This is a genomic window from Mucilaginibacter sp. (assembly GCF_965201005.1).
In the GTDB taxonomy this organism is placed as follows: Bacteria; Bacteroidota; Bacteroidia; order Sphingobacteriales; family Sphingobacteriaceae; genus Mucilaginibacter_A.
The window spans coordinates 3,165,717-3,182,207 of sequence record NZ_OZ241747.1; the positions used below are offsets into that span (position 1 = coordinate 3,165,717).

The 16,491-nt window shown below is 43.4% G+C and carries 10 protein-coding genes; 3 read left to right on the top strand and 7 right to left on the bottom strand.

Going from position 1 to position 16,491, the window contains the following annotated elements; all coding sequences use genetic code 11:
• Positions 1–36 precede the first annotated feature (36 nt).
• From nagB to ACOFKR_RS14495, 4 genes are all read right to left on the bottom strand, one after another.
• Positions 37–1,956 (bottom strand): glucosamine-6-phosphate deaminase, encoded by a 1,920-nt coding sequence (nagB, locus tag ACOFKR_RS14480; protein ID WP_419801518.1) that lies wholly within the window; start codon positions 1,954–1,956, stop codon positions 37–39.
• A gap of 32 nt (positions 1,957–1,988) precedes the next feature.
• On the bottom strand, positions 1,989–4,670 hold the full coding sequence (locus ACOFKR_RS14485; protein WP_419801519.1) for a glycoside hydrolase family 2 protein: 2,682 nt from the start codon (positions 4,668–4,670) through the stop codon (positions 1,989–1,991).
• Positions 4,671–4,863: 193 nt separating this feature from the next.
• Positions 4,864–5,097, bottom strand: coding sequence for a hypothetical protein (locus ACOFKR_RS14490; RefSeq protein WP_419801520.1), 234 nt, complete (start codon positions 5,095–5,097; stop codon positions 4,864–4,866).
• Complete coding sequence (locus ACOFKR_RS14495; RefSeq protein WP_419801521.1) at positions 5,098–6,306, bottom strand: ROK family protein; 1,209 nt, start codon at positions 6,304–6,306, stop codon at positions 5,098–5,100. It lies immediately after the preceding gene.
• A gap of 463 nt (positions 6,307–6,769) precedes the next feature.
• Between ACOFKR_RS14495 and ACOFKR_RS14500 the strand changes: the two genes are divergently transcribed.
• Entirely contained in the window at positions 6,770–9,928 is a 3,159-nt protein-coding gene (locus ACOFKR_RS14500) for a SusC/RagA family TonB-linked outer membrane protein (protein ID WP_419801522.1), read from the top strand.
• 18 nt (positions 9,929–9,946) lie between these two features.
• Positions 9,947–11,563 carry a RagB/SusD family nutrient uptake outer membrane protein gene (locus tag ACOFKR_RS14505; protein WP_419801523.1) on the top strand — a complete coding sequence of 539 codons (1,617 nt, stop codon included), beginning with the start codon at positions 9,947–9,949 and terminating at the stop codon, positions 11,561–11,563.
• A gap of 170 nt (positions 11,564–11,733) precedes the next feature.
• Here ACOFKR_RS14505 and ACOFKR_RS14510 read toward each other — a convergent pair whose 3' ends face one another.
• Together ACOFKR_RS14510 and ACOFKR_RS14515 are read right to left on the bottom strand one after the other, a co-directional pair.
• The gene (locus tag ACOFKR_RS14510; protein WP_419801524.1) at positions 11,734–12,468 is read right to left on the bottom strand and encodes a copper homeostasis protein CutC; all 735 of its coding nucleotides are present in this window, start codon (positions 12,466–12,468) and stop codon (positions 11,734–11,736) included.
• 9 nt (positions 12,469–12,477) lie between these two features.
• The gene (locus ACOFKR_RS14515; RefSeq protein WP_419801525.1) at positions 12,478–13,518 is read right to left on the bottom strand and encodes a N(4)-(beta-N-acetylglucosaminyl)-L-asparaginase; all 1,041 of its coding nucleotides are present in this window, start codon (positions 13,516–13,518) and stop codon (positions 12,478–12,480) included.
• A 216-nt stretch (positions 13,519–13,734) separates the two neighbouring features.
• On the opposite strand from ACOFKR_RS14515, the gene ACOFKR_RS14520 reads away from it, so the two are divergent.
• Positions 13,735–14,976 (top strand): PQQ-dependent sugar dehydrogenase, encoded by a 1,242-nt coding sequence (locus ACOFKR_RS14520; protein ID WP_419801526.1) that lies wholly within the window; start codon positions 13,735–13,737, stop codon positions 14,974–14,976.
• Between the two features lie 350 nt (positions 14,977–15,326).
• Here the strand turns inward: ACOFKR_RS14520 and ACOFKR_RS14525 are convergent, their stop codons facing one another.
• Complete coding sequence (locus tag ACOFKR_RS14525; RefSeq protein WP_419801527.1) at positions 15,327–16,442, bottom strand: acyltransferase family protein; 1,116 nt, start codon at positions 16,440–16,442, stop codon at positions 15,327–15,329.
• Between the last annotated feature and the right edge of the window lie 49 nt (positions 16,443–16,491).

The window sequence follows — 16,491 nt, forward strand, 5'->3', positions numbered from 1 at the left end:
TTAAGGTTCACTGATTTTTAGGTGTTAAAAGAAGCATCAATTAAATTTATATCTGACAAAAGCTTCCATCGCTTCATATTCTGCCATACCAAGTTTATCATAAGCAGCAGCAGTTTCGCGGTTGCGGTCTTCTGCCCTCACCCAAAATTCGCGCGCATCATCACCCGGGAAAACCGGTAAATCTTTTTGCGACTGGTGCTTGTAGATGGCCAAACGTTTGCGGATCACTTCCTGCGGCGAAAGCGGTACGGCCATCTCGATCTCATGCGTTTCAAATTCGTGCCACGCGCCGCGGTACAGCCAAACCCAGCAATCTTTTGTCCATGCTTCGTTTGCCAGTCTTTTTAAAGCTTCAACTATAATGTCAAAACAAATTTTATGTGTGCCATGCGGATCGGCAAAATCCCCGGCAGCAAAAACCTGATGCGGCCGCACGGCTTGCAGTAATTTCATGGTTTGCTGTATGTCATCCTCAAAATTCACGTTTTTCTGCACTTTGGCGCGGTCGTAAAACGGTAAATCCATAAAGTGGATATGATCGTCTGGCACGCCTGCAAAACGGGCACCGGCAATCGCTTCGCCTTTTCGGATCAAACCTTTTACCGTTTTCATTTCCTGCGGATCTTCCTGGTTGGGGTGTTTGTCATGGGAAAAATCACGCATCGAGTTATATAACGAATCCAGTTGGGAGACATCCTGGTGCTGGCTTTTTGCAAAATCAATGGCAAATTCTAAATAACGCAGTGCGTCATCGTCCCAAACAGCATTGTTGCCGGATGTTTGATAGGCCACATGCACATCATGGCCCTGATCTACCAAACGGATAAACGTGCCGCCAACGGAAATCACGTCGTCGTCCGGGTGCGGCGAAAACACGATCACACGCTTTTTGGCAGGCTCGGCGCGCTCCGGCCGCTGGCTGTCGTCTGCATTTGGTTTGCCGCCCGGCCAGCCGGTAATGGTGTGCTGCACCTGGTTAAAAATATCAATGTTGATGTTGTAAACCGGGCCTTTTTCGGTGGCCAGCTGCGCCATACCGTGGTTGTTGTAATCTTCTTCGGTTAGTTTTAAAACCGGTTTATTTAGGGTTGAAGCCAGCCAGATCACTGCTTTTTTAATCAGTTTTTCTGTCCACACACAATCCTTCACCAGCCAGGGCGTGTTAAAACGGGTCAACTGCTCCGCTGCACCTTCATCCAGTACAAACTCTACATTATCAGACAATTGCAGATAAGTTGCCGGCACATCCGAAGAAATCTCGCCTTCAACCGCTTTTTTAATGATGGAAGCTTTTTTAGAGTTCCAGGCCATCAAAATAATTTCGCGTGCTTTAAAAATCGTTCCGATGCCCATCGTAATGGCTTTTACGGGCACGTTTTCTTTCCCGCCAAAATCGTGGGAAGCATCACGGCGCGTCAGGTCATCCAAAGTAACCAAACGTGTGCCCGAATTTGGTGCCGAACCCGGCTCGTTAAAACCGATGTGGCCCGTACGGCCGATGCCCAGAATTTGCAAATCCAAACCGCCGTAACCGCTGATTTTTTTCTCATATTCCAGGCAAAAAGCGGCTACTTCTTCCTGCTCCAGCGTACCGTCCGGAATGTGGATATTTTCCTTCGGGACATCAATATGGTCAAACAGGTTTTCGTTCATGAAGGTAACATAGCTTTGCGGCGCAGTTGGTTTCATCGGGAAATATTCGTCCAGGTTAAACGTAATTACACTGGCAAAGCTCAACCCTTCTTCCCGGTGCATCCGTACCAGTTCGGCATATACTTTTACCGGCGTGGCACCGGTGGCCAAACCTAAAATCGTTTTTTCGCCTTTTTCGTTTTTGGCTTTAATGAGGTTTGCGATTCTTTTTGCCACTTTTTTAGCGGCAAAAGAAGCATCAGGATATACCGTGACCGGCAACTTTTCGTAACGGGTTTCTTCCAGCAAATTTAAACGGGCCATAGTTTTTGTATTTTGGTTTATGGTGAAAAAAATTATTTAAGGTTGATAAATTGTTCGGCCAAGTTCCAGCCGCTTACCGCAAGCTGCAGATTGCTTGTTTTGGATGCGTTTTCTATCGTTACTTTTTTGGTTTCACCAGGAAGTACCGAAACGTAATTATCATCATAAAAAACCGGCAGAACGCGTTTGCGGGTTGAAGCATCCACCAAAGATAAACGGTTAAAAAACGCCAGCGGTGCTTTTGCCGGATTGCTCAGCGTAACTTCGATTTTGCCGTTGCTTAATTTTTGTGCAGAAGTTTGCAGCTGCGATCTGGCCATTTGCTGCAAGCCCGAGTAATTGCCCAATGCATCTTTTATCCAGTAAATATTTTCGCTGAGTTTATTTTTGTTTTTATCAAAAATCTGCAGGCATAAAAAAACGCCTTTGCTTTGCGCGCGCCTTTCAACTACTGTTTTTACCGGCAAAAAACCTTTGACTGATGATGGCTGCACTTCTCCAAAAACCTGCGTGATCAAACCTTCTTCACCATTCATGCCAATGGTTTTGACCGTAAGCATCAGGTCGCGTTTTGTTTCAAAGGTATTGTTCACCACCGAAACCATGCCCGTAACCGGATTGTACATGGCGTGCAAAGGCTCACTTCCGTTGTGCAAACCGTACAAACAGGCGTTCGGGTCGAGGTAATAATCGTACATCTGCCCGCGCATCGCTGTCCATGGGTTTTGCGTTTTCCAGATGATCGTGCCCGTGTACCAGCTCCACATGTGCGAACTGAAACCTTCCATCAAAGCGCGGTACTGATCGTAGTTGACCAATTGTGCTTTGGCAGCAAAATCTTCGGCATCTTTCACTTTTCCGTAAGGCTCGATAAACGCATCGTAGGCAATATATTTATGGTAATCCCAAACGGAATCAACGGTGCTTTTTTTGGTTTCCGGATTGTATTTAGGGGCGATCAGGTTCTTTTCGGGGATGAACCGCTGCAAGGATTCGTAATCACCTACGCCAACAGACCCGATTTCAGAATTGAAAGGGTACGTGCGCTCTTCCCAGAAAGCGGAAAGCGGCTGGATGCCATAAGGGCCATCGCCGTTGCCGCCCAGCGTGTTTAACGACATTTTATCTGAGTTGGAGTAATCCACAAACCAGCGCGTGCCATCCAGTTTTGGCATGATCGTATCGCGAACGGCCAGCAAAATATCTTCCGGCGGCGTGATTTCGTTTCCGCCGCACCAAATGGCCAGCGAAGCATGGTTTCTGACTAATTTTATCTGATCTGCAACTGATTTCAGGTACAACGCATGATCGTCCGGGTATTTGCGGCGCGTCCACTGGTCGTCCGCTTTTGCCGGGTCCTGCCATTTACCGTTTGCATCGCCGGAAATCCAGAAATCCTGAAAAACCAGCAAACCATATTTATCGCAGGCTGCATAAAATTCCGGCCGTTCTACCAGCGCGCCGCCCCAAACCCGGATCAGGTTCAGGTTCATATCGCGGTGAAAACGGACTTCGGCATCATAACGCGCGTCCGAAAACCGCAGCATTGCATCAGAAATAATCCAGTTGCCGCCTTTGATAAATACTTTTTGTCCGTTGATATTGATTTGCCTGCTGTGCGTTTCTGCGTTCCATTCCGAAGAAATCTGCCGCACGCCAACCGAAACATTTTCCTGATCAGAAACGGTTCCGTTCACCGTAAAACTCATTTTTAAGTTATATAGGTTTTGCGGGCCATATCCGTTTGGCCACCAGAGTTTTGGGTTTTTCAAGCTGAAATCCTGCAACGACACTTCTGTGGTTTTGTTAGGCTGAAGGGTTACTGGTTTAGAAACCGTATTTCCGTCCAGCACATATTGCAATACTCCTTTTACGGCATGATTTGTTGGATTTTCAAGTTCTGCGGAAGCTTTGACAATCGCGGGCTGCTGCATTCCCGCAACATTTCTTACGCCCGGCACAACCGTAATTATGTGCGGGTTTTTTAAGTTGATTTCGCCGGTTTTTTCGATCGTAACTTTGTCCCAGATGCCGGTATTCCGGTCGCGCATGGGCACAATCCAATCCCAGCCAGCCGTGTATTGCAGGCCAACGCCTTTGGCAATCCGGCCGTCGCCGCCCTGGCCGCCGTTCGGGTTGCCCACCGGGTCTGGCGGATAAACCAGCACGGCCAACCGGTTTTTTCCGTTTTTGTTCAGCAGGGAAGTAATGTTGTATGATTCCCGCAAAAACATGCCCACATGGGTTTTCGGGTTTACTTTTTTGCCATTCAGGTAGATTTCTGCGGAGTAATTGATCCCGCGGAAATTCAGGTAAACCTGGTGGCCGCCGGTTGGTGCCGCTTCCTCAAAATCCTTTACAAACCAATACGTATAATAATCCCGGCCGGTGTTATAAATATCTTTAATGTGCTCGTTGTTCATCCCGTAAAAAGGGTCGGGCACTTTTTTATTGTTTAAAAGTGAAGTCAAAACCGTGCCCGGAACAGTTGCCGGAAGCCAATTTTGCGTGGATGAACTGGCTTGAGAAAGCGTATTTCCATCAGCTTTAACTTCGGAAACCGGCGCACATTTCCAACCGGAATTTAACTGGTAAACCGTTTGCGCTTTGGCCATCGGCACCAAAAAAACACCTATAAAAACAGCATATAAAATTGTTTTGAAAAACTTATCAAAAGGTTTTTCTGCGGAAGGAGTATTAGTTTGATTTTGCAAAATAAGCTGTTAAAAAATTAATATTCGGTTTTTGGGCCTGTTTAAATTGATGTCGAAAAATACACCGTGCTTCTTTTATGCCCATAAATTTTGTTTTTCAATTTTATGCCGGTAAAAGAAGCATGGATATTTCTGTTTTTTATAGGATAAAAGAAGCATTGAATATAGATTGGATAAAATTTAAAACAAACCCTTAAAACACAATGCTTCTTTTATCGGTATATTTTTGGTCAGTAACCGCGGAAATCACCGCAATATCATCAGCATTCATTTTCCGTTCCGGCTTTTCCTTGCTTCCTTGTAAAGTTACGTTTTTAAGTTTTTCAAACTGATTTAAAATGCTTCCCGGCAAAAGCAGTAAAAACCAAGTTGCTGTTTTGTTGAGCTGTTCAAAACCGATCTTATTCATGCGTAAGGGTTCAATCATTTAAGCGGATATTTTTTCTTCAATTTCATTTAGTTTACTTTCCAGGATTTTACCAAAATGCTCCACCACCAAAGCTGCACCGCCAAGCAGCTGCGCTTTAACGTTGAGGTCGGAGATAATAAATTCGGTATAATGGGTAAGCCTCGGGATGCAATGCTCGTTGATGGCCTGCTGGATTGGTGCCAGCCAGAGCTTGCCCACAATGCTTCCTTTACCGCTTAAAACGATGGCTGCCGGGTTCATCAAATGGATCAGGATTGCCAAACCTTCGCCCACGTGATAAGCTGCTTCGGATATCAGTTTGACCGAGAACACATCACCTTTAATAGCTTCTGCAATGATCGTGTCTGCGTCGAGCTCTTTATAAGCAGATAAACTGGTGGTTTCGCCTTTGCGGATGCCTTCTTTGGCGGTTGCGGTCACGGCAATCAGCGAAGCTTCGGTTTCCAGACAACCATGTTTGCCGCAGTTGCACAATTTCCCGTTTTTAAATAGCGGGATATGACTGAACTCTCCTGCCAGACCATTGTTGCCCCGGAAAATTTGCCCGTTTAAAATCATGCCCAAACCAATCCCCCAGCCTAAATTGAGCACCATTACGTTTTTGACAGCTTCGGCCAAACCAAACTTTTGCTCGGCCAGGGCAATGGCGGTAGAATCGTTATCCAAAAAAACAGGGATAAAAACAGCATTTTGTATATACTCGACGAGCGTTTGGCCGGCAATTTTTAAGTAACTGTGGTTAATGCCTTTCAGGGTATCCACAAAACCGGGCATGGTTATACCAACGCCAATAATTGCGTTTTTTGATATGCCGGAACTGTCTATAAAATCGTTTAGCTGTTTAACAAAAATCTGAGGTTGTAAGAAATGCAGATCAGATTCGTAATGCTTGGTTTCTGTTACAAAGCTATTGTTCATATCAACAATAACCATCCGTACCGAAAACTGATCCATTGCTACCGATACAATAAAATGCGTATCGGGCACCAGCGAATAGTTTAAAGGTTTGCGCCCGCCGCTGGAAATGGCAAAACCTTTTTCGGCCACATAACCTGCCTTGATCAGCTCGTTCAATACTTTTATCACATGCGGGATGCTCCTGCCGGTATAGCTGCTGATGTCTGCACTGGTCAACACCTTATTATAGTACAGGCATTTAACGGTTTCGCTATGACCAACTAAAAATCCGATCTTATCAATAAACATTATTTAGGTTGAATATTTTACATATTTAGAAATTTTATCTGAAAAATAAAAAACTTTTTAAAAATTTAAAAAAGAAGTTGGAAGTTTTAAATTTGATCTATTATTTAGGAAAAAGTTTATTAAAATATAATTTTATATTTATAAATCAGTTACATAAACATTAAAAAGTATCAGTATAAAAACTGGTATTTTAAGCCCAGATGGCAAGCTGAATAGTTGTAAATTTATACCGATAAAAACAGTATAAATTATATATAAAAACAGTTAGCCAGATAAGCTTTAAATCAAACAAATCAATTATTGATATATCCTTTACTTAAATTATTTTATGAAAAAAGAAAAATACTCAAAAACCCTTTAAGCCACAATTAGTTGTCCGGCTTTGTAAAAATCATCCTGAATATTAAACAAGGTTTGCGTTTTCAGTGCAAATCCGATCGTTAAACTTTAACCCTGTACAAGTATGAAAATTAGTAAACACCTCTCAGGTGGATCGGTTAAACGTAGTTTGCCAAAGCTATCTTTAACAGCAAAACTTGCATTTGCGTCTGTGCTGCTCCTTAACCTGGAAGCTTCCGCCGGAACCAATGCAAACAAAACCATTTTAAGTTCGGCTGTGTTCAAATCAGCCCATTTATCCAACAATAATTTTGTGGATATTAGCATCAGCGGTAAAGTTTTGGATGAGAAAGGCCAGCCGTTGATTGGTGTTTCTGTGAAGGTAAAAGGCGGAAATACCGGCATATCAACAGATGTTAATGGCAGGTTTGCTATTACTGCGCCAGAAAATGCGGTACTGGTTTTGTCCTATATCGGTTATCAAACCCAGGAAGTACCGGTTGCAGGAAAAACCACGCTTACCATCAGCCTTGTACCTGCTGCAAATAGCCTGAACGAAGTTGTGGTAACAGCTTTGGGTATCAAAAGGGAATCAAGATCATTAACGTATGGCGTACAAACAGTTAGCGGCAGCGAACTGACCAACGTACCGGATGCCAGTTTGGTCAACAGCCTGTCGGGCAAAGTGGCCGGTGCCCAGATTACCCGGAGTTCTTCCGGTGTTGGCGGTTCGACCAAGGTTGTTTTGCGTGGTAATAAATCCATTGCCGGTGATAATAACGCGCTTTATGTAATTGACGGTATCCCGATGCCGCGCAACAACAGCGGACAGATTGGAGGGGTTTTTGGCGGACAGGACAGAGGTGATGGTATTGAAAATCTTAACCCGGATGACGTTGAAAGTATTACCATACTTCCCGGATCGTCTTCGGCAGCATTATACGGCAGCCAGGGCGCAAATGGTGTAATTTTGATTACTACGAAAAAAGGGCTGGCAGGTAAAACAACAGTTAACTTTTCGTCCAATACAACTTTTGAAAACCCGTTTCTGCTCCCTAAGCAGCAAAATACTTATGGCGAAACAACAGTAGATGAAAATGGCAAGCCTGTGGTCAATTCCCCTTTTAGCTGGGGCAGTAAGCTGGCTTCGCCAAGCACGTTCGACCCTAAATCGTTTTATAATACCGGCAGGACTTTGATCAATGCTTTATCGGTACAAACCGGTACAGAAACCAATCAAACCTACTTTTCTTTTGAAAACACCAACTCTACCGGTGTTATCCCTAACAATAAACTTGATAAATATAATTTTACTGTACGCAACTCGAGCCAGTTTTTTAAAAATAAACTGTCCCTGGACGTTTCTGCCAACTACATTTCACAAAATGTAAACAACAGGCCGTATCAGGGTTTTTACTACAACCCAATTGTTCCTTTGTATCTTTTTCCAAGAGGGGTTGATTTTGACCAGTACAAAAACAACTACGAGGTTTATAATCCTGCAAGACAATTAAATACACAAAACTGGCCATATGCAATCAGCGATATTGCCACCCAAAACCCTTATTGGATTGTAAACCGCAACAATAATCAGGACCGATTGAACCGCTTGCTTGGAACCATCAGTGCAAAATACACCATTACAGACTGGCTCAACATACAGGGAAGGTTGAAAGTTGACCGTACCAATGATGTTTATGAAGCCGAACGCTATGCTTCAACTATTACTACACTTACCGGAGCCAAAGGCGGTTATACTTTTAACCCGAGCAGTATAACGCAAACGTATGCTGACGTAATCGCGAGTTTAGATAAAAAGCTGTCTGATAAATTTACACTGACTGCCAATTTAGGCGGAAGTTTCCAGAATAACCAATCGGAAGGCTCTGTTACAGATGGTAATTTATTAAACTTTGCCAATGTGTTTTCTATATCCAATATTGATTATACACGCGTGCATCCCACCCAATACGCAGACAGGCGTCAGATACAATCTGCATTTGGTACAGCTACCTTAGGCTATGACAATAAAATATTTTTGGATATTACCGGCCGTAATGATTGGGATTCGAGCTTAGCGTTTACAAGCAAAGATCATTTCTTCTATCCTGCTGTTGGATTGAACGTTGTATTAAGCCAGCTGTTAAAATTACCGGAATTGATATCATTCGCTAAAATCAGGGCAAACATTACCAATGTGGGCAACGGTAGTTCAATTCCTTATGCCACAAACCCTACTTATGGCATTAACAACGGAACAACCAATGCTATAGGCGCCGCACCGTTTGCTACATTAAAACCAGAAAAAACGAGATCTTACGAAATTGGGTTAGACAGCCGTTTTTTGAATGACAATTTAAACCTGACCGTAAACTTGTACAAGTCTTTTAGTACCAATCAGATTTATCAAATCAGCGTAAGTCCTTCAACCGGTTACAGCAGTTACTATTTTAATGGTGGCAGTTTAATGAACAAAGGTATTGAAGCCACTTTGGGTTATAACGCCAAATTTGGTGCCTTTAGCTGGAAGCCAAGTATCAATTTCTCTCTCAACAGAAACAAAGTTTTGGATGTATTGGAGTACACCGATCCTTATACTGGTGCTAATACTTCTTTAGATTATGTAAACCTATCTTCGGATGTGTTTAACCTGCGTGTACAAAAAGGTGGTTCTTTCGGTGATATGTATGCCAATGCTGCACAAAAAGACGCTAACGGAAATTATATTACTGATGCCAACGGTTTACCTGTTAAGTCATCAAACTTTACTAAAATAGGAAATTACAACCCTAACTTTTTGGCCGGTTTCCAAAACGAGTTTAATTACAAAAGTTTCAGGTTGAGCTTTTTGGTAGATGGCCGTTTTGGTGGCCAGGTAGTTTCTTTAACCCAGGCAGTGCTTGATCAGTACGGCGTTTCTGAAGCTTCCGGTAAAGCACGCGATAATGGTGGCGTTGTGGTTAACGGTAAAAAAGTAGATTCGCAATTGTATTATACAACTGTTGGCGGCCGTAATGCCATTGCATCAGAATATGTTTACAGTGCTACCAATATCCGTTTGCGCGAACTGGTTTTTGGCTATACTTTGCCGGCGACCTATTTAAACAATAAAATTAAAAACGTTGGCCTTTCTGTAATCGGCAGGAATTTGTGGATGATTAAGAACAATGCTCCTTTTGACCCGGATGTTGCCTTATCTACCGCCAATGGCTTGCAAGGGCTTGATGTGTTTAATCTTCCTACTATCAGGAGTATTGGTTTTAAAATAAGTGCCCGTTTTTAACCTTCAAATTAAAATAACATGAAAACAAAAAAAACACCCATAAAACACTGGTTATTGTTATCAGTAATTGGTATTGTTTTATTTCAAACATCCTGCACCAAGGATTTTGAAAAATACAACACCAACAGGTATAATGCTACAGATTCTTTGCTTAAAATTGATGGTGAGGGCTTAGGAACATTTATGCTGCCCATGCAGCTTTCTATTTTCAGCACAACTAACTATTTGTACCAGTTACAGCAGAATTTGAATGCAGATATTTATTCCGGTTATATGATGTCCGGCGATCCGTTTAATGGCGGGGTAAACAATACCAATTACGGACTTGTGACCGGGTGGAACACTGCACCTTTCAACATTGGCTTTCAAAATATTATGGCTAACTGGCTGCAAGTAAGCAAAAGGGCGGCCGTTAGCTCACCGGATTATCTGGCAATTGCCAACATCTTAAAAGTTGAAGCCATGCACCGTGTTACAGATGTTTATGGCCCAATGCCTTATACCTCTTTTGGAAAAGGCGGGTTTACAACACCTTACGACAGCCAGGAAGTAATTTACAATACTTTTTTTACCGAACTTGATTTTGCCATAAAAACCTTGACGCAATACATTAAAACCAATCCCGGGGCAAAACCATTTCAACCTTATGATTTAGTTTACAATGGTGATTACAGGCAATGGCTTAAATTTGCCAATTCTTTGAAACTCCGTTTGGCTATCCGTATTGCCATGGTTAACCCAACGCTGGCAAAAACCAAAGCAGAAGAAGCCGTGAACGACCCGAATGGTTTATTTACAACAAATGGCGATAACGCCTTCGTTCACGCAGTTAACGGGGTTACTTTCACCAATTCCCTATGGTCAATCACTTATGAATACGGAGACATTAATATGGGCGCACCGATGGAATGCTACCTCAAAGGTTTTAATGACCCAAGGCTTCCGGTTTATTTCAAACCTAATAGTGCCAACCAGTATCGGGGTATCCGTAACGGTGTTGCCATTACTTCTACCAAACAATACGCAGATGCCAGTTTATTAAATTTCGGCACAACCAACGCAACTACCCCAATCCAGTTGATGGCAGCTTCTGAAGTGTCTTTTTTAAAGGCTGAAGGTGCCCTGCGCGGCTGGAATATGGGTGGTGGCACGCCTTCCAGTTTTTATAACGACGGAATAGCCCTTTCATTTGATCTTAACGGGGTTAGCGGCAACTTAAGCAATTATGCAAATGATGCAACCAGCACAGAGGCACCTTATACCGACCTTGCCAGCGCAACCAACAACCTGCCTGCCGGTTCTCCTTATTTAAGCACAATTACCATAAAATGGGACGAAGGTGCCACTTATCAGAAAAAACTGGAGCGTATCATCACCCAAAAATGGCTGGGGTTGTGGCCAGATGGCGAAGAAGCTTGGGCCGAATTCAGAAGGACTAACTACCCTGTTTTGATGCCGGTTGTAGTTAACAATAGCCAGGGCACCATCAGTACCACCGATTTTATCCGCAGGATTCCTTTCTCTCAGGATGAATACAACAACAACAAAGCTGAAGTTACAAAAGCCGTTACTTTATTAAACGGCCCGGACAATGGCGGAACCAGGTTATGGTGGGATTTAAAAGTGAAAAATTAAAATCAAAATACAGAAAAGCAAAAAGCTCCCGGTGTAAAATCCGGGAGCTTTTTGCTTTTTTAACCGTTTTGATCATGTGCTTATCCGCAATAATCCAATGCTTCTTTTACCGGGTAAAAATTGGTGTAAACTTTAACGGCGTACTGTTTTTATACCGGTAAAAACAGTATCTAAGTTATACTTCCCGCAATCTTGACCAATGCTTTAACCACAGCAATATCGGTTTGCTCCAAAAAAAATTCTTCTTCAAAAGTTCCGGTTTTAATTTCCCGAAAAAGCATTTTACTTTTAATTTTACCTTTCGCGGTAGAATGAAATTCTGTCGCACCGGTTTGATTGATAAGTTCTTTCAGGTTTTCCGGGCGGATACCGGCACCGGGCATAATCGAAATCCTTCCGGCGGCCTGTTTGGTCAATTCTGAAATCAGCGATGCTCCTTTTACCGCAGTATTTTCCATGCCGGAAGTCAGTATCCGTTCAAAACCCATTTCAATGATTTCTTCCAACGCTTTAAAAGGGTTTTTGCAGCGGTCAAAAGCTCGATGAAAAGTGGTTTCCATATTTCCGGCAATTTTTTTTAGTTCGAGGCAACGTTCGATGTCAATTTCGCCATCAGATTTTAAAATGCCGAAAACTACGCCATCGCAGCCCAATTCCCGGCATTGGATAACATCTGCTTTCATCACTTCAAATTCCAAATCAGAGTACAAAAAATCACCGCCGCGCGGCCGGATAATCGGGAAAAGGTTTATACTGAGGTTTTTACGTGCTAAAAGAAGCATTCCGTAGGATGGCGTGGTGCCGCCTTCTTTCAAATTATCACACAATTCTATACGGTATGCGCCGCCTTGCTCAGCTACCAAAGCCGATGTGACGGAACCGGCGCAAATTTCAATTTTAATCATTTTGGGCGATTAAAAAATGCTTTTCCCTTTAATCAGCAAATCCTGCTTTTCGGCATTGCAAACCGCAAACGAAAAGCCTTTTTGAATGGCGTAAGCACCATATTCGCCTTTTTTGTTGATCGCCAGAAAACCAACCTGCAGTGTTTTGGCCAGTTCGGGTTTCTTTTTGATGATCCGGTTTACCGCTTCTTTGCAAGCATCTTCCGGTTTGTAGCCTTGGCGCATTAATTCTACTACCAAAAAACTGCCCACATTACGGATTACTTCCTCGCCTACACCCGTAGAAGTTGCGCCGCCAACTTCATTGTCCACAAACAAACCGGCACCAATAATCGGACTGTCGCCCACGCGGCCGTGCATTTTCCAGGCCATGCCGCTGGTGGTGCAGGCTCCGGAAATATTTCCCGCAACATCCAGGGCCAACATGCCAATTGTATCATGGTTGTACTGATTTCCGGGCAGTTTTTTGGGCGAATAAAGTTTGTTTTCGATATTGATTTCCGGTTTATAATCTGCCGTTTTCAACCATTCTTTCCAGGCTTTTTCAGATGCTGCCGTAAGTAAAATCTTCTTTTTGAAACCGTTTTCTACCGCAAACTGCGTGGCACCTTCGCCAACCAGCAGCACGTGCGGGGTTTTTTCCATCACCATCCGGGCCACCGAAATCGGGTGATCGATGTATTCCATCGCTGCCACCGCGCCGCAATTGCCTTTTTCATCCATAATGCAGGCATCCAAACTAACATGCCCGTCGCGGTCGGGATAACCGGCGGCACCAACCGTATGGTTATTTGGGTCGGCTTCCGGGATTTTTACGCCAGCTTCCACTGCGTCCAGCGCGCGGCCGCCTTTGGAAAGCGTTTTCCAGGCTTCCTGATTGGCCGGGATACCAAAATCCCAGGTAGAAATAACGATGGGAAAGTTTGGGGCCGATGCTTCTTTTACCACACTTTTTCCGAAAACTTTTGAACCCAGGACCAGGCCCGAAGCACCCAAAGTACCGGTGGCCAAAAATTTGCGGCGGTTAAGTTTATTCAAATCTATCTTCATAACAAAAAACCTAAAATTGAAGCTGGAAGGTAGTGTTTTTGCGGAGAAATTAAAGCAACAGGCAAATTTATACCGATAAAAGAAGCATCCCTGCAACAGCTTATTTTAAATGCTTCTTTTAGCAGCATAAATTACAAATGGCGACGTTAAAAATTACTAACGGCAATCTTTTGTTAAATTTGCTGTTTGTGCTATTGTTCAACTTAAATATCAAATATGTTCAATTCTTCGTTTAAAACCCGCTTTTTGATGATTGCTGCTTTTACCACTGTGATTTCTGCCTGCAACGCAAAACCGGTCATCCGCACAACAAACCCTGCGGATACCGGCAATGCACCGGTAGAAACCCGGAAACCCAACAGTGATTACAAACCTGCTTTTGCCGGACAAACACGTGCACCGGGCGTAAAAACAGTTGTGCCACTGGCAGTTACGGTAATCAACAAAGACTTGCAATCTCCCTGGGGGATTTGTGTTTTGCCGGATGGCCGTTTCCTGATCAGTGAAAAAACCGGTGTTTTGAAAATCCTGAAAAAGGACGGCAGCGCGGATAAAACAATCATCAATCTGCCTGAAGTTTTGGCGGCCGGACAAGGCGGTTTGCTGGACGTGAACATCGACCCGGATTTTAAAACCAACCGTATGGTTTTTTGGGATTATGCAGAAAAAACTTCCGGCGGTTCTTGGCTGGCCATTGCCAAAGGAAAGCTGTCTGCAGATGAAACCAAGCTTGAAAACATCCAGGTAATTTATCGTGCCAAACCCGCCTACAACGGCACATTGCAATATGGCTCGCGGATTTTGTTTGATAAACAAGGCAACCTGTTTGTAAGTACCGGCGAGCGTGCCGGCAACGATATACGTCAAAAAGCGCAGGATTTAAGTGCGGCCATTGGCAAAATTTTGCACCTTACGAAAGAAGGAAAAGCCGTTGCTGGCGGTCCGTTTGCAAATACGCCAAACGCCCTGCCGGAAATTTATGCCTACGGTTTCCGCAACCCCGAAGGCATGGCCTGGAACCCCGAAACCGGTGATTTATGGGAAGACGAATTTGGCCCGCGCGGCGGCGACGAGATCAACCTCATCAAACCTGGTAAAAATTATGGCTGGCCGGTGGTTACCTACGGCATTGAGTACAGCGGTCAGCAGGTGGGCGATGCCATCCAGCAAAAAGAGGGCACAGAGCAACCGGTTTATTACTGGGACCCAAGCATATCCCCTTCTGGCATAACGTTTTACAATAGCAATGTGATACCCGAATGGAAAGGTAATTTATTTGTGGGCGCTTTGGGCGGATCGCATATTGCCAGGCTCGTTATCAAAAACAATAAAGTGGTAGGCGAAGAACGCCTGCTGAAAGAAAAAGGCGAACGTTTCCGCGCACTGACCGAAGGCAAAGACGGCGCACTTTATTCGATTACGGACAACGGGAAATTGTACCGGATCGGGCTGAAATAAATGATGCTTTTTTAAAATTCATTTTAAAATTTGGAATAAATTAAGTTCCGATTAATTTTTACCACCTAAAAGAAGCTGCCTTTTCAATAAGTCAGCTTCTTTTATTTTTATGGAAAGTTTCAGGGCTTGTTTAAACTGTATCCAATCTATCTTCTATGCTTCTTTTATCGGCATAAAATCGAAAAAGTAAAATTTAAGGGCATAAAAGAAGCATTGTCGATTAAAAATCAACCAAAAGTTGTTTCAATTTTAATGTTTTCCTGCTTGTTGCTGCGGAGAAAAAATCATTAAAAATCTAAAAAACCCGGCATTCTGGTTTTCAGGCTTTTTGGCCGGAAATATTAAATGTTTTATCCGGAGAACTGTTCGGTTCGCTTAGCAACAGGTTTTCCAATTTTTAATTTAAAGTATTGACGGACAGGTTCATCAACCCAGATTAAAATGGCATAAGCAAACGCAACCAACAACGGGATACTAATTATGATAACAACAGTCATCTGGTTTAAGGTTGGCTTTGCTGATTCTGCCCAGCTCATAAACAGCCAGATAAAAGGATAATGAACCATGTAAAGCGGGTACGAAACAGCACCGGAAAACCTGCAAACAGATTTAAAAGCCGGTTTAAGCTGCGCACCTGCACCAAACCCAACCAACAACGGAAAAACCAGGATAACGATCAGCGGATCTACAAACGGGCTTGTTTTTTCTGAAAAAGGGACAATAAATGTTAGCAGCAGGAAGCAGCCAATCGTTAAAAAACCAAGTTTTGAGGTAAAAATCCAGTTGGAACGGTAAATCAATATCCCCATCAAAAATGAAAACCCAACCCTGATGGCACCCCCGATAAATGTATTGCCACCCCAGCCAACAGCCAGGTAACCAGCCCTGTATGCTTCTAAACATAAGGCAATTGCCGCAAGAATGGTCAAAATCCATAATATTTTTTTACGCAGCTTTACTAAAACCAGCGCATAACCAATATTTGCGATATACTCCCAAAACAGAGACCATGCAGGCGGATTGAGATGGAAAAGATTAAAATAACGTTCGTGCACCAGCGGGTAAGGAACCATCAGGCAGGATGCCAAAAACATCAGGAACGTTTTGCCGGAATATACCTCGAAAAGGTTACTATAAGGATCGAACACAAAGGCCAGCAAACCGATGACCGAACCGATGATCACCAGCGGATGCAAACGGATAAGGCGAAGCTTGAAAAATTTAATTATACCGATTTTTTCCAGTTTCTGATCGTACGCATAGGCAATAACAAAGCCCGACAGGCAAAAAAAGAAATCAACAGCAAGATAGGCGTGCGCAATAAAGCTTTTGCCATAATCCGGAACAGCGATTTCCATAAAGTGAAACAGCACAACGGCTACCGCTGCAATACCTCTAAGGCCATCTAAAATTTCATAATGCTGTTTGGTTTTCAGCAGGTTTGGGGAAATGCTTTTTTCGGCCATGTTACAAAATTGATACAGTTTGCCAAAAGCACAGGTGTTTAATCATAAC